The 22258-nt window shown below is 45.4% G+C and carries 23 protein-coding genes and 1 pseudogene; 16 read left to right on the forward strand and 8 right to left on the reverse strand.

Annotation, left to right across the window (positions count from 1 at the left end; all coding sequences use genetic code 11):
• Positions 1-114: 114 nt before the first annotated feature.
• From B4V02_RS00115 to B4V02_RS00135, 6 genes and pseudogenes are all read left to right on the forward strand, one after another.
• Positions 115-351 (forward strand): annotated as a pseudogene (locus B4V02_RS00115) (spr1630 family ClpXP-sensitive toxin); the annotation flags it as partial.
• A 39-nt stretch (positions 352-390) separates the two neighbouring features.
• Positions 391-1605, forward strand: a complete 1215-nt coding sequence (locus B4V02_RS00120; RefSeq protein ID WP_094153315.1) for a spr1629 family repressor/antitoxin — start codon at positions 391-393, stop codon at positions 1603-1605.
• 131 nt (positions 1606-1736) lie between these two features.
• Complete coding sequence (locus B4V02_RS00125; protein WP_094153316.1) at positions 1737-2696, forward strand: radical SAM protein; 960 nt, start codon at positions 1737-1739, stop codon at positions 2694-2696.
• 52 nt (positions 2697-2748) lie between these two features.
• Positions 2749-2835: a putative holin-like toxin gene (locus B4V02_RS26350; RefSeq protein WP_244188577.1), complete on the forward strand. Its 87-nt coding sequence runs from the start codon at positions 2749-2751 to the stop codon at positions 2833-2835.
• Positions 2836-3174: 339 nt separating this feature from the next.
• Positions 3175-4149 (forward strand): aldo/keto reductase family protein, encoded by a 975-nt coding sequence (locus tag B4V02_RS00130; protein WP_094153317.1) that lies wholly within the window; start codon positions 3175-3177, stop codon positions 4147-4149.
• Positions 4150-4407: 258 nt separating this feature from the next.
• On the forward strand, positions 4408-5037 hold the full coding sequence (locus B4V02_RS00135) for a YfbR-like 5'-deoxynucleotidase (protein WP_007433117.1): 630 nt from the start codon (positions 4408-4410) through the stop codon (positions 5035-5037).
• A gap of 143 nt (positions 5038-5180) precedes the next feature.
• Here the strand turns inward: B4V02_RS00135 and B4V02_RS00140 are convergent, their stop codons facing one another.
• Entirely contained in the window at positions 5181-6719 is a 1539-nt protein-coding gene (locus tag B4V02_RS00140) for an FAD-dependent oxidoreductase (protein ID WP_094153318.1), read from the reverse strand.
• 285 nt (positions 6720-7004) lie between these two features.
• Here B4V02_RS00140 and B4V02_RS00145 point away from each other — a divergent pair, with 285 nt between their 5' ends.
• The gene (locus B4V02_RS00145) at positions 7005-7991 is read left to right on the forward strand and encodes an aldo/keto reductase (RefSeq protein ID WP_094153319.1); all 987 of its coding nucleotides are present in this window, start codon (positions 7005-7007) and stop codon (positions 7989-7991) included.
• 79 nt (positions 7992-8070) lie between these two features.
• Here the strand turns inward: B4V02_RS00145 and B4V02_RS00150 are convergent, their stop codons facing one another.
• Both B4V02_RS00150 and B4V02_RS00155 read right to left on the reverse strand, forming a co-directional pair.
• On the reverse strand, positions 8071-8694 hold the full coding sequence (locus B4V02_RS00150; protein WP_007433114.1) for an acetate uptake transporter: 624 nt from the start codon (positions 8692-8694) through the stop codon (positions 8071-8073).
• Between the two features lie 111 nt (positions 8695-8805).
• Positions 8806-9969: a glycosyl hydrolase family 28-related protein gene (locus B4V02_RS00155; RefSeq protein WP_244188415.1), complete on the reverse strand. Its 1164-nt coding sequence runs from the start codon at positions 9967-9969 to the stop codon at positions 8806-8808.
• A gap of 217 nt (positions 9970-10186) precedes the next feature.
• Here B4V02_RS00155 and B4V02_RS00160 point away from each other — a divergent pair, with 217 nt between their 5' ends.
• The 8 genes from B4V02_RS00160 to B4V02_RS00195 all read left to right on the forward strand — a co-directional run bounded on the left by B4V02_RS00160 (position 10187) and on the right by B4V02_RS00195 (position 17518).
• Positions 10187-10855 carry a hypothetical protein gene (locus B4V02_RS00160; protein WP_094153321.1) on the forward strand — a complete coding sequence of 223 codons (669 nt, stop codon included), beginning with the start codon at positions 10187-10189 and terminating at the stop codon, positions 10853-10855.
• A gap of 330 nt (positions 10856-11185) precedes the next feature.
• Positions 11186-11914, forward strand: coding sequence for a YheC/YheD family protein (locus B4V02_RS00165; protein WP_094153322.1), 729 nt, complete (start codon positions 11186-11188; stop codon positions 11912-11914).
• Positions 11915-11956: 42 nt separating this feature from the next.
• Entirely contained in the window at positions 11957-12856 is a 900-nt protein-coding gene (gene aepX, locus B4V02_RS00170; RefSeq protein WP_094153323.1) for a phosphoenolpyruvate mutase, read from the forward strand.
• Positions 12856-14016, forward strand: a complete 1161-nt coding sequence (aepY, locus tag B4V02_RS00175) for a phosphonopyruvate decarboxylase (RefSeq protein ID WP_094153324.1) — start codon at positions 12856-12858, stop codon at positions 14014-14016. The genes aepX and aepY overlap by 1 nt, the downstream gene beginning before the upstream one ends.
• A complete protein-coding gene (locus tag B4V02_RS00180; RefSeq protein ID WP_094153325.1) occupies positions 14013-15125 on the forward strand; it encodes a 2-aminoethylphosphonate aminotransferase in 1113 nt (370 codons plus the stop codon). Before aepY ends, B4V02_RS00180 begins: the two co-directional genes overlap by 4 nt.
• Before the next feature lie 15 nt (positions 15126-15140).
• On the forward strand, positions 15141-15881 hold the full coding sequence (locus tag B4V02_RS00185) for a YheC/YheD family protein (RefSeq protein ID WP_094153326.1): 741 nt from the start codon (positions 15141-15143) through the stop codon (positions 15879-15881).
• A gap of 103 nt (positions 15882-15984) precedes the next feature.
• Positions 15985-16929, forward strand: coding sequence for a helix-turn-helix transcriptional regulator (locus B4V02_RS00190; RefSeq protein WP_094153327.1), 945 nt, complete (start codon positions 15985-15987; stop codon positions 16927-16929).
• A gap of 67 nt (positions 16930-16996) precedes the next feature.
• Positions 16997-17518 carry a DinB family protein gene (locus B4V02_RS00195; RefSeq protein WP_094153328.1) on the forward strand — a complete coding sequence of 174 codons (522 nt, stop codon included), beginning with the start codon at positions 16997-16999 and terminating at the stop codon, positions 17516-17518.
• Here the strand turns inward: B4V02_RS00195 and B4V02_RS00200 are convergent.
• The 4 genes from B4V02_RS00200 to B4V02_RS00215 form a co-directional block, all read right to left on the reverse strand.
• A complete protein-coding gene (locus B4V02_RS00200; protein WP_094153329.1) occupies positions 17451-17987 on the reverse strand; it encodes a Crp/Fnr family transcriptional regulator in 537 nt (178 codons plus the stop codon). The two genes, B4V02_RS00195 and B4V02_RS00200, sit on opposite strands and share 68 nt — an antisense overlap.
• Before the next feature lie 58 nt (positions 17988-18045).
• The gene (locus B4V02_RS00205) at positions 18046-18786 is read right to left on the reverse strand and encodes an SDR family oxidoreductase (RefSeq protein ID WP_094153330.1); all 741 of its coding nucleotides are present in this window, start codon (positions 18784-18786) and stop codon (positions 18046-18048) included.
• A gap of 29 nt (positions 18787-18815) precedes the next feature.
• Positions 18816-19394, reverse strand: a complete 579-nt coding sequence (locus tag B4V02_RS00210) for a TetR/AcrR family transcriptional regulator (protein ID WP_094153331.1) — start codon at positions 19392-19394, stop codon at positions 18816-18818.
• 133 nt (positions 19395-19527) lie between these two features.
• Positions 19528-20073 (reverse strand): glutathione peroxidase, encoded by a 546-nt coding sequence (locus B4V02_RS00215; RefSeq protein ID WP_094153332.1) that lies wholly within the window; start codon positions 20071-20073, stop codon positions 19528-19530.
• Between the two features lie 272 nt (positions 20074-20345).
• On the opposite strand from B4V02_RS00215, the gene B4V02_RS00220 reads away from it, so the two are divergent.
• A complete protein-coding gene (locus B4V02_RS00220) occupies positions 20346-21074 on the forward strand; it encodes a YheC/YheD family protein (protein ID WP_244188416.1) in 729 nt (242 codons plus the stop codon).
• 266 nt (positions 21075-21340) lie between these two features.
• Here B4V02_RS00220 and B4V02_RS00225 read toward each other — a convergent pair whose 3' ends face one another.
• Positions 21341-22210, reverse strand: coding sequence for an AraC family transcriptional regulator (locus B4V02_RS00225; protein WP_094156907.1), 870 nt, complete (start codon positions 22208-22210; stop codon positions 21341-21343).
• Positions 22211-22258: the final 48 nt, after the last annotated feature.

Here is a 22258-nt window from a genome sequence, read left to right on the forward strand (position 1 = left end):
GAATAATTTAAAGAGCCATCTAATTGACCCTATAAAAATTTAATAAATAGATAGTTCGACTTTAAAAAAATCACAAAAAATCATTTCATTAGGTTCGAACTTCGATTAAAATATGAGTTCCATATACTCACATATGCACTTGATGAGGCGTATCAGATATCTGAAATAATGCATTATTTGCCTAATCCTGATGATAATATTGCTTATCTGATAGAAGATCTCTCAAGCCTTATTTCCGGAGCTGATTTAACGGAAGAGGATCGCGAAGTAATTGCGCCAGAAATGAATGAGGATATTATGGATCCAGCAGCATTCGATATCGGGATCCTGGAAGAAGAGCAACACAACTAGACAAACAAGATTGTGTTAGTCAAATAAGGAGGGAGCAGCATGTTCATTGGTGAAAATTTGACCAACCTGCGGATCATGCATGGATATTCGAGAAAGCAGCTCTCCGAAATGTTAGGTGTTACAGAGCAAGCAGTCTGGCAGTACGAGAATGCGTATACATCTCCTAAAATGCAAGTCGTGAATGAGTTAAAGCGGATTTTTAACGTGAAAAGTAAATATTTTTATACTAAAGACATGCTTGCACGGAACATGATACCTGCCAACGTAAACGTAATGAACATCGCTTATCGGTCAAAAGTTTTGAATGTTATCTCGAAAACGCAGGCAGAAGCGAAGCATGTTGAATATTTAGATGCTTTTGTTAGCTATATCACAGCCAAAGTTAGCCTCCCTACCCTCAAAATTATCAGTTTAAGGGATGAAGTTATCGAATATCTAAACCATTCAGATGACGATAGAACGGCTCAAATCGATAAAGTCGCTCATTTGGCACGAAAAAGACTTGGTCTAGGGCAAGATACAAACGAGAATCTTATGTTTCTGATTGAAAAAAGTGGAGTATTTGTTTTTGAGAAGGCAATGGGTGAGGAAATTGATGCTTATAGTCTCTGGACTCGAAACGATCGACCTTATATCATATTAGGGAATATGAAACGATCAGCCGTTCGAAGGAACTTTGATATAGCACATGAACTGGGACATTTACTGCTTCATTATCGCCTTGAGTTTGTTAATTTAAATCGAAAAGAACACAAAATTATTGAGAATGAAGCGAATATGTTTGCCCAGGCATTTTTATTACCAGAAGATGAATTCGCACTTGATTTGAAAAATGTTGTCCATATCACAAATCCAGATAATTACTTGGAGTTGAAGAAGAAATGGAAGACTTCGCTGCAAGTGTTGGGATACAGGGCGGCTCATTTGGGGAACCTTAAACCCAAAGATCATCGGAACTTCTATGCTACCTTGCATCGAAAAGGTTATTTGAAAATTGAGCCGCTCGATGAATTAATCCCGATTCAAAAACCAATGAAGATTAAAACAATTATTGACCTTGTTTCTAAAAAGGGCATCGTGGACATTCGTCAAATGGTCGAGAAGGATTGGAAAACTGAAATATCCTTCTTTTATCATATGACCGGGATTGATCCTGACTTTTTTAATAAATATTTGGTGAAAAGTCTGGATTTCGGTCTACAAAATGTCACGGATATATCTAAGCGTATCTCTGATGTAGCTAAGCAAGTGTAACTATGACTTTTTAAAGATTGAACTCTCTTACTCCTTACCGTTAGCAATGTCATATCTCTGAGCTGCTCTCATTCTGTATAATCTCAAGGGTATTCAAGACACAAGCCTGAGATCGGGAGGATCATAAGAAAGTGAGTATAGAGAACAAATATAAAGCACTTGAACTGGAAAAGCCGGGCATCTACGAGCTGGAGGGACTGGAGGTCGGGGTCACCTCCAATTGCAACTTCAAGTGTGATTATTGCTGCGCATATCAGCGAAACGACGGGCAATGCATCAGCAGCAAGGAGGTCATTGGTATTATTGATGACATTCCAACGTTAAAACGTGTGCGACTGTCCGGGGGTGAAGTGACCTTGAAGTATCAGGACTGTCTGGACATTGTGGCTCACTGTTCGAGCAAGGGAATCGCTACCCAGCTCAATACCAATGCCAGCTTGCTCAGTCCTGAACGGATTGAGAGACTGCGCGACGCAGGGCTTTCCAACATTCATATTTCCTTCAACTTCACGGACGCCGAAAAATATTCAGCCTATTATCATGTTCATCCTCGCATGTATGAGACAATCGTTCAAAATATCCGGTTGTGTACCGAAGCCAAGCTGGAAACAGTACTGGAGACTTTGCTGTTTGAGGAAACACAGAACAACATGCAAGCCATTAGTGAAATGGTATATGAACTCGGTGTACGCATCCATGAAATCCAAAACAGCATCGTGATGGATCATACCAACTGGAACGCCATTTCCACCAAGGAGGCACTTGTCCGTTCCGTTCATGATCTAATTGCCCATAAAAAGGAAGATACCGTGCTGTATTTCACCTGCATGGACCGTTTTGCAGAAGCGCTGGGCTTTAAGGAGCAACCGGGCGTTTATTTTTCCAACTGTGTTGATGGTAAGAAGCAGCTTCATCTTCACGGGAACGGTGATATCCTGATCTGTGAGCTATGCCATCCTGTGGTCATCGGTAATATTTACAACGGAACGTCCTTAAAGGATATTTACACACATAGACCTAAGCCGCTTCAGGAGTTTCTCGACAAGCTGCCTTGTCCTGCATATGATGCGCTTTTCCCGAAAGGGATCTGAGAAAGGAAAGATGTAAGTCATCGAGTCTGTGGGGTTCATACAGCTGACATTAATGATGATGTTCGGTACGTTCCTAGTGACGTTAATCGGATTAATCGTCACAATTGTTATTGCATTGAACCAAAACAAAAAGAAATAGATCGCCCCGTCCAAAGGTGAGATCTATTTCTCCGATCTAAACCACAGCCGACCGCCCTTAAAAGCGGCTGTTGCCAAAGAGTAGGGATGTTTACGCATCCTTGCTCTTTTTTTATTATATACTTCTTGGCTATATTTTATCACAGCTTTATCAGCATTTACAATGCGGAAAAGTGAAATGAGGCAACCATCTTAATTATAGATTCGAGGTCAACCAGCCCAACGAAGTCAGTTCTTCCTCTTCATATAACTCCATAAATCTATTATAATATGGTTTAATGAAAGGGTTTACATGTCGTGAATATATACATGTTATCCTCTTACGAAAGAAGGAGTAGATATGAAATATAGAAATGTCGGCAACAGTGGTCTTAAGATTAGTGAAATCGGTCTGGGGAGTTGGTTAACGTACGGTACAGCCGCGGAGCAGGAAGCAGCTCATGCCTGTATTGCCAAAGCCGTTGAGCTTGGAATCAATTTCTTTGATACCGCGAATGCGTATAATCGGGGAGAAGGTGAAAAGGCTATGGGAGCCGCCTTGAAGCCTTATCGAAGAGAAAGCTATGTGCTTTCTACCAAGGTTTATTTTCCTATGGATTCCGGCCCTAATGACAGGGGACTGTCACGCAAGCACATTATGGAGCAATGTGAGGCGAGTCTGAAGCGCCTCGGCACGGATTATATCGACATTTACTTCTGTCATCGGTATGATCATAACACTCCTTTGGAAGAGACGCTGCGGGCGCTTGATGACCTTCAGGCCCAAGGCAAGATCCTGTACGCTGCGGTCAGTGAATGGAGTGCCGCCCAGCTCACAGATGCCTATGGCATTGGAAAAAGACTGAATCTGCGCCCGCTGATTGCCAATCAGCCGATCTATAACATGTTCGAGCGTTATATCGAACATGAGGTGCTCCCCGTATCCAGCCAGATGGGGATCGGGCAAATTGTATTTTCACCCTTGGCCCAAGGTATTCTCACGGGCAAATATAAACCGGGACAGCCCGTACCGACAGGCAGCCGCGGGGCTGATGCCTCCGTCAACCATGTCATCAGCAGCTACATGAACGATGCTGTTCTGAATTGTGTCCAGGAGCTGGATAAGCTGGCGAAGGATCAGGGTATCAACCTGTCACAGCTTGCGCTTGCCTGGATTCTGAGAGAACCGGGGATTAGCGCAGCCCTGATCGGTGCCACCAAACCAGCACAAATCGAAGAAAATGTGAAAGCAGTTGAGGTGACGCTTCAGCCGGAGATTTGTGATGAAATCGAACGGATTCTGAAGCAAGTAGAGGGATTTGAGCCTTTGCGTTAAGTGTGTCAACCCAAAACCCCGCTTTTCCTGTCTGTGACAGAGAAGGGCGGGTTTTTTTAACTTGCTTCAAGCATAGCGTAAATCCCCGAGGCTAAGTTATTTTATTGTACATGCAGGAACGAAAATGCTCAAATATTTGGAAAAAGGATAATCCTATGTGTGACTTAACTTGATATTGCGATAATCTGCTCTTAATAGTTGAGGTTTATAGTTGGTTTATATCCACTATCTCATACATTTTAAAGGATGGATGCATCGATGGGAATTCACACGTATTTTCGATCGCTTAACGAGCTGGAAAGAATTATTCGTTGTCCAGGCAAGTTTAAATTTGAAGAACACAGCGTATCTGCTCATTCATGGAAAGTGGTGCAGTATGCCAAAACGTTGGCTGATATTGAAGAGAGAAATGGTGTAAGCATTGACTGGAAAAAGCTTTACGAGATCACAAGCAGTCACGATTACGGGGAGATTTTTATTGGAGACATTAAAACGCCTGTTAAGCACTCCTCCAAGGAACTTCGGTTATTAATCCAGCAGGTCGAAGAAGGTATGATCGAGTATTTTATTGAAGAGAACATTCCGGAGGATTTTAAAGCTATTTTTCGCAAACAGTTACGTGAAGGTAAAGATGATTCTGTAGAAGGTTTAATCCTTGAAGTTGCGGATAAGATGGATCAGGTGTACGAAGCGTTTGCTGAACTTCAGCGGGGAAATACTGAAAAAGAATTTATAGTGATGTATCGTAATGCACTTGTAAAAATCAAAAATATTCAATTAAAATGCGTTGATTATTTTTTGGAAAATATCCTGCCGGATATGGTAAAGGAAGAAACACCTTCATCCATTGATATTAAAAAGATTACGGAAGAAGCGCTAGCTCTTTAATAGACTCTCTCTACTCAGAAGCCCCTGGCAGTGCTTCTGTTCATACATAATGATGTTCATTTCTGCTTGAAATGCAGTTACGAAAAAAGAACAATAAGGGACAGTGATTGAACTGTTCTTATTGCTCTCTTGGGTTGATGGTGCTATTCGAATTCAACTTTGCCAAGCGATTTTTTGGTTGGTCCTTCGATTACTTCGCCTTGATAGGAATAGCGGGAGCCATGGCACGGGCAATCCCATGTTCTTTCCGCCTCGTTCCACTCGACTTCGCAGCCCATATGGGTGCAAGTTGTGTCCACTAGGTGCAATGCTCCTTGCAGGTCTCGGTAAGCTCCCGCCCTTTTGCCATTCACCTGGACGACCGCTCCTTCGTCGTGCTGTAGTTCTTCGGCTTTTTTGTGGATCATTTCCAACTTCCCAGCAATCAAGTGTTTAGCCACATTCGCATTTTGAGTCACAAATGTTTTAATGTCAGGGTCCGCATGAAACCTTGCAGGTGAGAAAAGATCCTGGTACGGGCTTCCCTCTCCGGTAATCAGTTTCGTATTTAATAAAGCCGCTGCGACACTTGTGGTCATCCCCCATTTTTTATAACCCGTAGCAACAAGGATGTTAGGGATAGTGGATACTTCCTGCCCGATATAGGGGAGCTTGTCTAGCGTATACAAGTCTTGGGCTGACCAGCGATACATGATTTCCTTTAATCCAAATGTTTGCTCTGCGAACTTTTCTAAAGCTTCATAGTACTGGAAGGTGCAGATTCCTTGGCCCGTTTTGTGGCCTTCTCCACCGACAAGGACCATCGGTTCTCCGTTTATCAATACCGAGCGGAGCGAACGTTTTGGGGTTTCCGCACTTAGGTACATACCACCCGGATAGATCTTATCGCTCTTGACCGCTAGTACATAAGAACGTTCGGCATACAATCGCGCAAAATAAAGACCGTTTAAATCATTGAATGGAAAATGCGAGGAGGATACGACATGGTTGCACGTGATTTTCTTTCCGTCATTGGTTTTAACGATGGCAGGGCTTCCTTTTTCCACACCTGTAACGGTGGTTTGCTCATAAATTTTCCCGCCCTGACGAATGACTTGATTTGCCAAATACCTTAAGAAAGGAACCGGATTAAACTGGGCCTGGTTTTTCATCATAATAGCTGCTTTAGTTGAAAACGGCAGAGGCGTTTGCTCGACATAACTTCCCGGGATGCCCAATTCTTCGTAGGCTTTATATTCGGCGGCGATTTTCTCCACATACGTATCTGTACATGTATAAACGTAGGCATCTTCTTCTGTAAATTGACAATCGATATTGTATTCCTCTACCGTTTGTTTAATGAATTGAAGAGCATCGTGGTTGGCTTCGTAATAGAGCCGGGTTTGCTCTTTGCCAAAATGTGAAAGAAACTCGCCGTAGATCAAATCATGCTGCGCGGTTATTTTGGCGGTAGTATGGCCCGTTGTTCCATGAAGCATCCGCCCTGCGTCGATGACTGCGACGTTTAGTCCTTTTTTAGAAAGTAAATAAGCAGTGGTAATTCCGGTAATCCCCGCACCTATAATGGCAACATCCACCTGAATATCCCCACTAAGCTTGGGAAAACTGGGGATGTCAGTTGAAGCTAACCAATACGACTCTGGAAATTGCGGAAATTTTGTATGAGATTCATTATGCATCATTTTTACAACCGACCCCTTTGATTACACTTTATGTGTATTGTTGCCATTTCAGGATTTTATATTCGCTAACCGACTCTCTTTATGATAAATTGGCCTGTACCTTCCAGGCTTTTTTAGCGTTGGCTTCCATTCCTGAAAATCAAAAATTCACCTGAATAATTTGATAAAGAGCGTGCAACGAGGCAACTTGACTTCAAGTTAACTTTAAGTAGTAACATATTGGATGTAACGTGATGGTGATTAGAAAGGCCGAAGACTATTCTTTCAATATAGGAGTGATGGAAGTTGAAAAAGAAACAACTGGGTAGAAGTGACCTTCAAGTATCTGCGCTGGGTCTGGGCTGCATGGGAATGTCCGAATATTACGGTGAGCTGAATGATCAGGAGTCGATCAGAACGCTGCATCGTGCGCTGGAGCTGGGGATCAACTTCTGGGATACAGCGGATATCTACGGTGTGGGGAAAAATGAAAAACTGATCAGTCAAGTCCTGCAGAGCCACCGGGATGAGGTGGTATTGGCTACCAAATTCTCCATTATGCGCGGAGAGGATGGGGCATTTCTGGGTGTCAGCGGCCGTCCTGAATATGTAAAACAGGCATGTGACCGCAGCCTGCAAAGACTGGGCGTAGATGTCATTGATTTGTACTACCAGCACCGTGTCGATCCGAATGTACCTATCGAGGAAACGGTTGGCGCGATGAGTGACTTGGTTCAGGCAGGAAAGGTCCGCTATTTGGGGCTGTCCGAGGCTTCTCCTGCACTCATTCGGCGTGCTCACAAGGTTCACCCGATCACGGCCCTGCAAACGGAATACTCCTTATGGAGCCGGGAAGCGGAAGATGAGGTTATACCCGCTTGCAAGGAACTGGGAATTGAATTTGTGGCGTACAGTCCGCTGGGACGCGGCTTTTTGAGCGGGCAAATTCAGAGGTTTGAAGATTTTGCAGAAGATGATTTCCGTCGCACCGTGCCACGCTTTCAGCCTGAGAATTTCCAGAAGAATCTCGATCTCGTGCAGCATATTAAGGATCTCGCTGCTCAAAAAGGGGTCAAGCCCTCTCAACTGGCCTTGGCATGGCTGCTTGCACAAGAGGGAATTGTACCGATTCCAGGCACCAAGCGGGTAGCTTATCTGGAAGAAAACGCAGGGGCAGTCGATATCGCTTTATCTACGGAGGAAATGGAAAATATTAATGCGATCATTCCCAAGGGAATGGCGGCCGGGCTTCGTTATGCGGCAGAGCGCATGCCGAATTGGCAAGCCGAATAATTCCAGCATTATAACCCGAGAAGCCGTCCTTAACGCGGATCGGCGCGAAAGGGCGGCTTTGCGGGGCTTACATATACAGCTAAGGGCGTGGCTTGAAAATACCGAAGGGACGCCCTACAGGCAGGAACGTACGGCCAAAATGCGCATTCAGAACTGCGGCTCCTGTACCATACAGTGAGAGCAAAGCAATGCCCATTTCTGCATAAGCTGCAAGGGTATGGAACACCTCTGGAGCAACGCCGAATGCATCAAAGCTAAGACCCAGGAACAGGAAATCAATCAGGACAAAGATAAAGAACAGGACCTTATGCGTCTCCATCGCTCCAATGGTCATGAACAGCGTAAAGATAAGGTAACCCGCAAAGGCAAAACCAAGCTGCTTGCCATCTACAGCGGACGCCAGCTCTGGACCGAATACGCCCATTTTAATCATCCAGCTACCTGCTACGGCGAACCAGAAGAAGGCATAAGCACCAAACGCCGTCATTCCAAAGGTGTTGTTATGCTTTGCATCCTGAATGCAGGCAAACAGTTGTGCGAAGGCACCGAGGAAAATAGCCCAGGGGATGATAAAGCTCAAGCCCTCAGTGAGGCCGAGCTTTTGAGACGAAGCCACAAGCGTGACAATAGCCAAGCCAAACAGACCGATCGCACTCGGATCGGCCGTTATGATTTTTACGTTGGAATGAGATTCGTTTTGCATAAAAAAATACAAGCCTCCAATAATGTTCAAATACGCGTCAATCTGCCGATGCCAGAATCACACTGACATATTGTAACGGAAATGGACGTACTCGCATAGTACATAATTCTCTTATCGATTGCGGTTACCTGTATTGACGTTGTTGCGTCCACCCTCGATGCTGATCGGTTTACCCGAAGTATCTGTGATGTTATCCCTAATTTCATTGGAGTTGGAATTGGTCACACGTATTCCTATACTGGAGAACTTGGAGTGCGTGGTCATCTCGTTGCTAATAATTTTGTTGTTGTTTGCATTGGAAAGGCGGATGACCGCATCAGGCTTAAGCGAAGAATTGGTTTGGAAAAACTCATTGTCTGTGAAGGTATTGCCGTCTGATTCGACCAGTAAACCTTGCAGGGATGCATTCTTTACTGTGTTTTTGTATATATTATTGTCTGTTGCGCCAGTTAGTACAAAGATTCCCCGCGGATAATTTTCAATTACATTATTGTTTACGGTATTATGGGCTCCATTGTTAGGGATACGAATGCCTGCATAACCGTCAGATTGGTGAGCCTTGTTGAAAATTTGGTTTCCGGTGACCGTTGTATAGGTTGCGCGTGACAGATTGATTCCACTGCCGCCACCGGAATTGGTAATCTGGTTATTCGTAATTTTGACGTTTCGGAACTCGCCTGCCGGAAAGCTCTCGTGCCCGGTGGCAATGGCATGTCCGTTATTTCGGTCAAAGCGGCTGTTCGTAATCTCGGAATCTCTCGTTCTGCGAAGCAACGCGCCGATGGTGGTGTCGCGAACCTCCACGCGATCCAGCGTAAGGTGGGAGACAGCCACATCTATCAGAATACCGCCTACCTGACTTTCGCCACGGGCTTCACGGTTCGTACGGTCTGCGTCAATGGTGAGATTGGATAGCTTCACGTCTAGCCGTTCAGAATTGTTTCGTAAAATCGGATTCCCAATGACATATTGGCTTTTAGAGCCTGTCTTTTTGAAAATGGTTTTGCCCATCCCGTCACCGTTCAGACGAACCCCGGTATATAAACGAATAGATTCGTCAACCAAATATGTGCCTTTGGGGAAATAAACCGTCCCCTCCATTCCCCGGTCATAAAAATACTTCAACGCATTCTGAATTTCCCTGGACTGTGAGGAGTTCGAGTTGGCTTTAACTCCAAAATCCGTAGCATTAATGACATTGTCGGCCGCCTGGGCCACACGAATATCACCGGTAGGACTTTGGATAACGAATGTAATGATGGCTGCGAGCAGCAAGCAAAGCCTGATTTTCCGATGAAATTAGTTGAAGTAATTACAGAATTACCCTTTATATATTTTCGGACAAAATGGGTTTTATTTCAAGTATTTTCGTCGAATCTTTTTGGCAACGAAGTGTACTTGCGAAAAAGTTATACTTTCAGCTGGCTTTAATTTTCTTTTCAGCTTGACCGGGTACAATCAAGGCAATTTTCCTGGGGAGGATGTATAACTAATGAAAACGAAAAAGACCGTTTGGATTCCGGCCGTGATCGCAGTTGCGGTAGCAGCTTTGCTCGTCCTCTACTATTACTACATGTCTTCGGTTTCCGGTGGCGGACCTGGACCTCGACCGCCAGAAGGCGGCGTAGGCAACGTGCCTGCAGGGCAAATGAGCCGCCCTCCCGGAGGAGAGCGACATGGGGGCAACGGAGAAATATTCAAGACCTTAGGTACGATCTCTGTATTCGTTGGAGCGGCAGCTTTCTCCTGGTTCTGGTTTAAGAAGAAGTTGAGATCGCCATCGATGCTGGTGAGAAAGGCCGGGAAGCTGTTACACGCCATGCATAAACTGCTGGGCTGGGCGACCTTGATTCTTGTTGCCGTTCACGGGGTTTATTTTTTGGTGACCAAGCTTCAAGATAGTAAAACCTACACCGGGCTTGCTAGCTTTGCCATTCTATTGGCGATCGCCGGATATGGCTTCTTTATTAACAAGGTTCGCAACAAGTGGATGCGGACTGTGCATCGTTCGCTCGGACTGCTGTGGGTTCCTGTGCTGCTGCTGCATGCTGGCAGCTCCGTGATTATGGCGGTCATCGCTAGCATTGCAGTGGGGGTTCTTGTCTGGATGCTGGAGAAAATAGCGGGGAGAACGCCAAAACCTGTCCCGGGAGACCGATAATTAGACAAGCAGCTATTCGGCCATGAGCCATATATCACCTGGCACGAGCACAGACTGTGTCACCAGCGATTGTTGGAAACAAAAGATCCGCTACCTTTTCGGTAGTGGATCTTTTGTTATTTGGTGACAGCCTATCTTCTGTAGCCCGGACCCCGAGCCTGTTCGAAAGGCTGTTTCCTTCGATTTTTCGTATTTATAACAGGTGGTACGTGCTTGTTTGTCACATAAATCTTAGTTTTGGACCAGAGGCAGCGGCCCACGCAGAAGGGGATTTGGGTGCATATGCATACGGTATGCGCAAAAAACCAAAAAAGATAAGAGGGATGACTAGTGCCCATTGGAAAAATGAAAAAGCATAAAGAAATGTTGCAACATCCCGTTTTGCGTCCGCATTTACCTGAAACCCACTGGTTTACAGACTCGAGGACCGCGCGGATGCTGAATACCTATTCATCGGTCTTCATAAAACCCAATCACGGGAGTGGTGGCAGCGGGATTATCCGGGTCAAGAGATTGAAGAAAGGATATGAGGTTCGTAGGGGATCAAGGCGAAAGATTGTAAGATCTCGTTATGTCTTAAAGGCAATCAAGTCATACCAGAAATCCAGACACATGTATTTAGTACAGAAGGGGCTGCGGTTAGCTAAGTACCACGGATCGATTTTTGACACCAGGATCTACTTACAGAAACCAGGGAGGAAATGGGTTATTTCCGGCGCGGCCGCCCGTGTCGCGGCACCCCATAAGTATGTTACCAATTATCTTAAAGGAGGGCATGCAGCATCTTTGCACCGAGTGCTTTTCAGCCTTTTTAAGCACAACCACGCGAAAGCGGATGCCTATTTTCGTAAAATCTCCAAACTATCCGTCATCATTGCCAAAACGATTAATAAACGGTATCCGGTTCGTGAATTGGGGGTCGATATTGCCATAGATAAAAAAGGCCATATTTGGATTATCGAGGCCAATTCACATCCCGGACACATGCTATTTACTCAGCTTCCCGATCCTTCTATGATCAACACAATCATGAGAAACAAGAGTCTTATTTGGAAGTAGATTCCTTGTACGTTATTTCTAGGGGAGAAGGAGAAAGTTTCAATGAAAAAAACAAGGCAGCTTAGAGATTTAATTAATTCCAGAAAACTGGAGTTTATTATGGAAGCCCATAATGGTCTGTCAGCCAAAATTGTGGAGGAGGCGGGGTTTAAAGGAATTTGGGCCAGCGGATTATCCATCTCTGCAGCGATGGGAGTAAGGGACAGCAACGAGGCCTCCTGGACGCAGGTTTTGGATGTATTGGAATTCATGAGTGATGCTACGTCCATTCCAATTTTGCTGGATGGAGATACGGGGTACGGCAACTTCAATAATGCAAGGCGGCTGGTGAAGAAACTGGAGCAGCATTCTATTGCAGGGGTATGCATCGAAGATAAGCGGTTCCCCAAAATGAATTCGTTCATTAACGGTCAAGGGCAGGCTCTGGCTGATATCGAGGAGTTTTCCGGGAAAATAAAAGCGATGAAAGACACGCAAATCGATGAGGACTTTACAGTGGTGGCCAGAGTAGAGGCATTTATTGCCGGGAAAGGGCTTGAAGCGGCACTGCAGCGGGCGGAGGCGTACCGGAAGGCAGGAGCCGATGCCGTATTAATACACAGCAAAAGAACAGACGCCGCAGAGATTGAAGCGTTCATGAAGGAATGGGCCGGAAGATTGCCGGTAGTGATCGTGCCTACCAAATACTATACGACTCCAACCGCCAGGTTTCAGGAGCTGGGGATTAGCCTTGTGATTTGGGCAAACCATAATTTGAGGGCATCCATTCAAGCCATGCAACAATTATCTGACCAAATTTATCGGGATGAAAGCCTTGTTCATATTGAAAAGGACGTTGCAACCATCGAAGAAGTATTCCGGCTCCAAGGGGTCGAGGAGCTGCAGGCTGCGGAACGGCAATACCTCCCGTCGTCAGAGCCGGATTCGGGTGAGCATGTATAATGGACACGAAATTGTTAGGAGAAGAGCTGAAAAAATTAGGATTTACCTTTTTTAGCGGTGTTCCATGCTCCTTTTTGAAAAGCCTGATCAATTATGCGATAAATGAATGCGATTATGTTGCAGCGGCTAACGAGGGGGATGCGGTCGCCATTGCATCCGGGGCTTATATAGGGGGGAAGAAGTCGGTAGTCCTTATGCAAAATTCAGGGCTGACCAACGCTATTTCGCCATTGACCTCTCTTACCTACCCATTTCGTATTCCGCTGCTTGGATTTGTCAGCCTGCGCGGAGAACCGGGGATACCTGACGAACCTCAGCATGAACTGATGGGCCGGATTACAACGCAAATGTTGGATGTGATGGGTGTGGAATGGCAATATCTCTCCAAGGATTTAGAGGAGGCCCAAAATCAGCTGATCCAGGCTAATGAGCACATTGCCCGGCGTCGCTCGTTCTTTTTTGTCGTTAAGAAAGGGACTTTTGACAAAGAGCCATTAAAAAAACTACAAACCTCCATTCATCTAAATCAGATCCGGCAGCATGGTCATGCGGACCATCAAATGCCTACACGGTATGATGCGTTGGCTGCGATTAACTCCATGAAAGACGACCATACCGTACAGCTCGCAACAACTGGTAAAACCGGACGTGAGCTGTATGAAATTGAAGATGCACCTAACAACCTGTACATGGTGGGCTCTATGGGATGTATTGGTTCCTTGGGACTTGGTTTGGCTCTGAGCCAACCAGGCAAGGATATCGTCGTGATTGACGGAGACGGATCTCTGTTGATGCGTATGGGGAGTCTGGCAACCAACGGGTATTACCATCCGTCCAATATGATTCATATTCTGCTTGATAATAACGCTCATGAATCAACAGGCGGGCAAAGCACGGTATCCCATAATGTCGATTTTATAGACATTGCGGCTTCCAGCGGGTATACGAAGTCGATTCATGTTCACAGTCTTGAGGAACTGAAAGCCTCTTTACAGGAATGGAAAGCGAATAGAGAACTTACGTTTTTGTACCTGAAAATATCCAAGTATTCCAAGGATCAGCTTGCTCGTCCGCATGTGAAGCCTCATGAAGTAAAAGAACGTCTGCAGCGTTTTATTCATAACAGTTCTTTGAAGGGCAAGGAGGCAGGTGATTCATGAGTTCCCCCGTCAAGAAAAACATTTTGCTTACCCCTGGTCCAGCAACGACGACAGAAAGTGTGAAATACTCACAGGTGGTTCCAGATATTTGTCCTCGCGAAGCCGAGTTTGGCCAGATCATGGAGTATATTTCTACAGAGCTTACCCGGCTGGTCGCAGACCCGGATCATTATGCGACCGTATTGTTTGGCGGATCGGGTACTGCAGCGGTGGAGTCCATCATAAGTTCGGTCCCGAATCACGAAGCAGTGATCATTGTCAGCAATGGAGCCTATGGAAAACGGATGTGCGAGATAGCGAAGGCTTATGGAGTGGAGTACTTTGAATTCAAAAGTCCTCCCGACGATGCCATTGATTTGGCTGAATTAGAAAGGTATATCCAATCTTCCGAACGCGCCGTCTCCCATCTGGCCGTCGTACATCACGAGACGACAACTGGCCTGCTTAACAAGGTGAAGGATATCGGAGAACTATGCAAAAGGAATCAAATCGACATGATCGTGGATGCCATGAGCTCATTTGCTGCCATTCCAATTCAATTAAAGGAAATGAACATTGCCTACCTGGCGGCAAGCTCCAACAAAAACTTACAGGGAATGGCCGGGGTTTCATTTGTGATAGCTGAGAAAAGCAAATTGGAGAATTTGAAAGATCAAAAACCAAGAAGCTATTATTTGAATTTGTATGCTCAATACAATTATTTTGTGGAACATGGGCAGATGCGGTTTACGCCTCCAGTCCAAACCTTATATGCACTTAAACAAGCGATTGAGGAATTAAAGCAAGAGGGGGTGGATCAAAGGTACGAAAGGTATGCGACATCCTGGAAAACTTTAATTAACGGGTTAGCCCGCTTAGGTCTAACCTATATCATTCCCGAAGAGCATCATTCCAAAATCATTACTTCCATTCTTGAACCTCAATATGCAGGCTATGATTTTCAATCGATGCATAATTATTTTTACAGTAAAGGCATTATGATTTATCCCGGCAAGCTTGAGAAACTAAATACGTTCCGGATTGCCAATATAGGTGATATCACGTATAAGGAGATGGAGTTATTTTTGGAATTGCTTGAACGCTATCTCAGTAGCATAAAATGCAGATGAGAAAGGTGGAGTCCCATGGCATCAGCAGCAAAAGATAAGTGGTACAAGTATTTATTATTGAGAAGGCACGCGTCTCTGAGGTCTTACGTCCCCGAAACGAAGCTCCTGGACAGACATCATTTTTCGAAACTGCTCTCCAAGTACGGGCATGTGATCGTGAAACCGGTGTGGGGGAGTCGTGGTCAGGGGATCTTTCAGGTCTCATGGTTAGGACACCATAAGTACATTGTACATTACGAGAATATAAAAGTTTTAGTACGGGGCAGAACCAATACGTATCGTTATATTAGAAGAAAAATCGGGAACGCCAGTTATATGGTTCAACGCAGAATCACCCGTCCGACCATCAACAATCGTCCTTTTGATATGAGAGTCATCATTCAACGGAGAACTGACTCATCTGTATGGGTAGTCACAGGAAAGGTTATCAAAGTTGCAGGCAAAGGCTATATTGTTTCCAATAATACACGGAGTAAGGGGAAATTACTCCATTTTAAATCCGGCATTCGACAATCTTCCGTTCGACACCTGTCTGCCAGTAAATTAGAGTCCCATATTGATCGTGTTTCCATCCGTTCCGCGAAGAGACTAAGCGCTTTTTTCCCGGGGCACCGTATATATGGACTGGACATTGGAATAGACCGGAAAGGACATATTGGGATTATTGAAGCTAATCTTTTTCCGGCAAGATCCCATTTCCGTAAGCTGATGGATAAAACGATGTATCACCGCATTACGGATTACCAAAACGGTTGACGCAAAAAGAACTGAGCAATAAGCCGCAGTGGTTGTACTGCCCTTATTGCTCTTTTATATTAGTCATAAGTCCATATTGAATCTTCCAGAGAGGTGTCCTGGTATGAAAAAAACAGATCGTCTGCTAGCGATTGTACTAGAGCTGCAACGCAAGGATGTTTTACGGGCTGAGGATTTGGCGGCCATATTTGAAACGAGTGTAAGAACCATCTATCGGGATATACAGGCTTTGAGCGAATCGGGTGTACCGATTGTGGGAGCGCCGGGCATCGGATATTCCTTAATGGAGGGCTACTTCCTGCCCCCAGTGAGCTTTAACGTGGAAGAGGCCGTAGCATTGCTAATAGGAACAGATTTTGTCGAGCAAAAATTTGATACAGAATACGGCAGCAAGGCGCAAACCTCACGCAGGAAGATAGAAGCTATTTTACCTGAGAGCATTCGCAGGGAGGTTTCGCGGGTGCGTACAACCATCAGGCTCTTTGCAGGGGGGAAAGAAGTAGATCATAGAGAAAAAAACTATTTGGAAAAGCTGCGTTTTGCTATATTGGAAAAACAAAAGGTACGCTTCGGCTACTCCAAAAGAATGCCAGAGGCCGATGGGAATCGTCAAAGTGTGCGTGTGGTCGCACCCTACGGTCTTGTACTGATGCATGGTTCCTGGGTTTTGATTGGGCAATGCGAACTGCGGCAGCAGCTCCGCCACTTCCGCTTGTCCCGTATGGACGAGCTGACTGTGCTGGAGGACAGGTTTGAGCATCCTGTCGATTTTAATCTGCAGGATTACAAGCAAATCGATGACCGTCATGTATATGTTCGTATATTAGCCCACCCACATATCGCAGATAAAGTGAAGGAAGCGAAGAATTTTTATATGGAGACCATGGAGGAGCATGCAGATGGATTACATGTACTCTTCCGCGTAAGGCAGCCGGAAGAATTACTGCAGTGGATACTTGGATGGGGCGCAGATATGGTCGTATTGGAGCCTGAGACTCTTCGGAAGCGAGTACGTGCAGAAGTTGAAAAAATGTTGAAATGCTACTGACATGATGCTGTCAGTAGCATTTGTGTATAGTAAAGCTACTTGAAGAAAAGGGAGTGTATTTAAGGATATGAATACAACTGAAACTTTACAGCGTTTTGAAGAAACGGTACAACACTATCTCCTTGAATTGGACAGCTTTAGCCTGGAGCAATTGCAGTATACACCGCAGGAGGGCGAATGGTCACTTGGGCAAATGTACGTTCACTTGGTAAATTCGGCCCTTCATATGCAACTTAAAAATATTGAGATTTGTCTCAAACCAAACGGGGAAACAGGGGTTAAAACAGAAGCGGGCACAGCCATTTTTGATCTGGGAGGCTTTCCGCCCGTGCGTATCCAGGTCCCGCCATCTCCGCAGTACACTCCTCCGCAACCGTCGAGCAAAGAAGACATCGTGGAGGGATTACAGGCTGTGGTGCGCCAAATGAGAGAGGTTGAACCCGTCCTCCGCGAATCTTCAGAGGGGTATACCGTCTCTCACCCCAGATTTGGTGCGTTGAATGCCAGGGAGTGGTTTATACTCATCGAAATGCATTATCGGCATCATCTTTTGCAGAAGGAGCGTTTGAAGCACGCAATAGCCGGTTAATCGTTTCCCGGCGCAGCCCGATAAATTGTCCGATTTCCTCTTGTGTCAGCACGTCCGTTAACGTGGCGGGTGCAATATAGGAGTGGAACCAGCGCTGAAGTTTACGCAGCTTTTCGGCAGGTGAAACTTCGGTCAGCTGGTCGATTCGTTGCTGCATCATGCGCAGCTTATCCTGCAGTTGCAAAGCGATAGCCCGGCATTGCGCCGGGTCTTGCTCTAGCGACTGATACCATTCCTTCTGTGATAGAACCTCAATCTCACTGGTCACCAGCGCCATCGCTGTACCATAATAAGGATTGGGGCTGATTAGGGAGTGATGCGGGATGATTTCATCGGGTACAATAACGTTGACTAAAATTTGCGAGCCATCCTCGTGGACTCGGACGATTTTTAACAAGCCGCTCTGCAGCCGATACAGAGGGCCAGATTCCCCTTGTCGAAATAGGGTTTCGCCTTTGTGTAATATCATGAACGTGTGCAGCCTCCTTTCCGTATACCTACATTTTGCATCCTGCGAATCAAGCTTTTTAGATAAATCCGCCGTTGACGCGGATCGTCTGCCCGGTAACCCATTGTGATTTGGCGCTGACCAGGAACTCAATCACATCCGCGATATCCTCGGGTTCACCGAGACGGCCAAATGCATTCATTTTTTTCATACCTTCGATCTGCTGCTCGGTTTTCCCTACTTGAAAAAGCTCGGTATTTACAGGGCCGGGAGCCACGGCATTAATCGTAATATGTTTATTTCCGAACTCCTTGGCAAGTTGGCGGGTAAATTGTTCAACGGCGCCTTTGGTGCCTGCGTATACGCTATAGGCCGGGAACATTTGTCCAATTACGGACGTGGACAGGTTCACGATTCTTCCGTAGTTCTCCATGTGCATCATGGCCTGCTGGCAAGCAAAGAAGGTGCCTTTTACATTCAGTGCAAATTGTTTGTCAAAATCGGCTTCTGTCACGTCAGCAAGCGGCTTGGTAATCATCAGTCCGGCATTGTTAACCAGAATATCTAATCTGCCAAATTCAGCAATGGTATTCGTAAATAATGCTTCAATATCACTCATCTTGCCCAGATCGGCGTGGATCGCGATAGCTTTGCCGCCTTTTTGAATAATACCTTCTACGACCTGTTGGGCTTTATCGGGGCTGCTGGCATAATTAATGACTACATGAGCGCCGAGCTCCGCCAGTTGCTCCGCAATGACACGTCCAATCCCTCTCGATGCCCCGGTGACAATCGCTGTTTTTCCGTCCAAATGCTTCATGTGTGTTCAACCTTCCTTCCAACTATTTTTTATGAGATTCCATGTTCCAAAAGCGCCCACACATCCGAAAACTCCTGATCTATTTTAGGATTCTTCCATTCGTAAGCATGAGCAGGGTGATGAAAACGTGCTGTAGCATGGAAAAGAGTACGAGCCAGTTGTGCTGGCTGATCCGATGTGATGCCTTCCCGTGTAATGATGTCAGCGAGCTGCTTAACAATATGGTCTATATGCTGCTCGATGAAATCAGCCCTTTGCTCGGTGACCCGGGTATACATCTGGAACATTTCCTCGTCATCACGGGCGTAGTAATGCTTGAGTTCGACTAAAGTCTGTATATATCGTTTTAAAAGGGCTGCGCCTGTTAAAGATGAATCCAGGTACACCTCCGACAGTGGAGCGATAATCTTTTCAATCAGCCATTTTTCGGTCACACCTTCGAGGAGTTCAGCTTTGCTATTAAAATGTCGGTAGATGCTGCCATGACTCACACCTAATACTTTAGCAACATCAGTTACGGAGGTTTTGGCTATACCAAACCGCCTGAGTGTTTCTTCTGTCGCGACAAGAATCTGTTTTTTAGTCAATACATCTGAGGTTTTTTCCATAAAGCCACGACCTGTTTGCCGTGTAATTCACCTCCTTGCAATCAGGATAACACAAAGAGTATCAAATGACAAAAAATAATATTTGTCATTTGATACTCTTTTCTGAAATCATTCAAAGGAGCAAACCGGGAAGTTATATCAGCGATTGGATGACCGCTTCTATGGTAGAGAGCTCTGTCGTTACTTCAAACCTTCCTCTTACATGACCATCACGATCAATCAGAAATTTGGAGAAGTTCCACTTGATCCCGTCGTCAGCGTATATTTCTGGATGCTTATCCCGAAGAAAGCTATCCATGAATCGGCCTTCCTTGGTCTGGGGATCGAAGCCTTGAAAGGGTGCCTGCTGCGTCAGATACTGAAATAATGGGAGGGAAGAAGGACCTCTGACGTCCGTTTTCTCAAATAGTGGGAACGTTATGCCATGTTCATTTTGGTAGACTTCTTGCAATTCCGAGTGGCTGCCCGGCTCTTTTTCATTGAATTGATTACATGGAAACGCGAGAATTTCAAAACCTTGTCCCTTCCGGCTTTCGTAGAGCTTTTGCAGATCAGCAAATTGGCTGGAGAAGCTACATTTGCTGGCTGTATTTACGATGAGCAGAACCTTTCCTCTATACTCTGAGAATTCAACTGGTTTCCCGTAAATGGTGGTTGCCTGGAAATCATAAATGGACATGTTAATATTCCTCCTCACGGTATTTTAAATACATCATATATCCGAAGCTAATATTGGTCTAATATATAAATGGAATCGGGTTTATAGGTAAATGCAATAATTGCGTCATGTAATGAACACACTGCTCATCTCTCTCTTGAATCAAAAGAAGATAGGATAGAGAGGGATATGCCTCTTTTATAGCAAATTGTGGCATTCGCCGTTACCAAGATAGAATATGGATGCATATTCATGTAATGCGTACAAAAACCCTACAGAATAGAGGGATACTCGTGCCCATTGGAAAGATGATTCAATATAAGGAAATGCGACAACATCCCGTTTTAAGTTCTCATTTACCGGAGACCAAATGGATTAGCAATGCAAGAACTTTGCGTATGCTGGATGAATATCGGACGGTTTACATTAAGCCCAATTATGGAAGCGGAGGGACTGGAGTTATACGGGCCAAAAAGCTGGGGAGGAGGTATGAGATTCGGTGCGGCTCCAGCCGCAGAATTGTCAGATCCCACGCGGTGAGAAGAGCGATCAGAATCCACCGGAGGCCTCATCGTCGTTATTTGGTACAGCAAGGACTTCGGTTGGCGAAATACCAAGGTTCTATTTTTGATGCCAGAGTATATATGCAGAAGCCGGAATCAGAATGGGTCATTTCAGGAATAACCGGCCGTGTTGCCGCACCCCGAAAAGTGGTTACCAATTACCGTAAAGGAGGACATGCGGCACCGTTGTCCAAAGTACTTTTAAAGGTCTTTAAACATGACAGAACGAAAATGAAAGAGACTCTGGATCAGGTTATCGAACTTTCTAAAATGGTTGCCGACACGATAGATAAAAATCATCCGTTTCGCGAGTTGGGTATTGATCTTGCTATTGAGAAGAGTGGTCAAATCTGGATTATCGAGGCTAATCCGCACCCCGGGCATAAGTTGTTCAAGCAGCTCCCCAATCATAAGATGATTCGCAATATTTTGAGAAACAAACGTCGGATTCAGCATTAGTATAAAGCTGCTCAAGTGCGTTTGAACCTTATAAATACAAAACCAGTCGAAGCACATAGATAAAACAGATAAAGTGTTAGGCTGGTTCTGTTTTATCAGGGTATGATGGCCTATTGGCGAAATGTGATGAAACTACATAATTTGATTTTTAACCTTTGCTTATTACGTCGACCATCTGTCCTTATCGCCGCTATCCGAGGCGCATTAAGCCAGAGTAGGGGGTAAAAAGGATTGAACCGACTACGATACGTAGTCGGTTCGTTTGTTTACTTTTTCATAATCGGAATCCAAACCTCGCAGCGGTAATCCTCTGCACGGGAATCCCCCATGGTATAGACTTCCAGCTCGGGGCCGCCTGAATGCTCATAGTTGCTGGCAGGGAACCATTCCTGGAAAATTCTTTGCCATACCTTTTGAATCGAGTGAGGCATAGGGCCGATAGAGGTAAATACAGCCCAGGTTGCAGCCGGAATGGTTCTGGCTTCTAGTCCGCTAGAGGCTGCTACATCCTCACTGCCTTCTGCGGCAATCAGGTAGCTAAACGTCTCCTCTCCGTGCTTCATGTCCAGACATATCCCGAGTATATCGTCGCCTGTTCCCAGGGCATGAATGCGGTCAGATGTGCCATCTGCGTTAAGCTGGTCCCAGAATTTCGGAATTTCTCGCATATTTTCACCGTTTTTAGTGGTGACTTGAATGGACTTGCCAATGACCGTAAAGGCCGCTTTCTCTACAATTTTGTAATCCATTTCCTGATCTCCCTTCAACGATAGATGGAAGGTGATGCGTGGGAAGGCTTTCAGGTTAACCCCTGGGCTTCTGGCCTCAGTGGGAGAAATACCGTGTACCTTGCGGAACGCTTTAGAAAAAGATTCGGGGGAATCATACCCGTATTTGAACGCAACATCCAGCACTTTGGTGGTAGAAAGACTCAATTCCTGAGCAGCCAGGGTCAATCGACGTTTGCGCATATATTCTGCTACCGTGACACCGGTCAGCATATAGAACATCCGTTGAAAATGAAAGGGGGACGAGTAGGCCGCTTTTGCAATTTCATCGATATCCAGGGGCTGCTGCATCCTTTCTTCCATCAGATCGAGCGCGTTCTTGATCCGAAGCAACCATTCCAACCGTATCACCTTCCTTGGTCGTAATCATATCATTGATAGTGTCTGTAATCCTGT

It is taken from the genome of Paenibacillus kribbensis (assembly GCF_002240415.1).
Taxonomy (GTDB): Bacteria; Bacillota; Bacilli; order Paenibacillales; family Paenibacillaceae; genus Paenibacillus; species Paenibacillus kribbensis.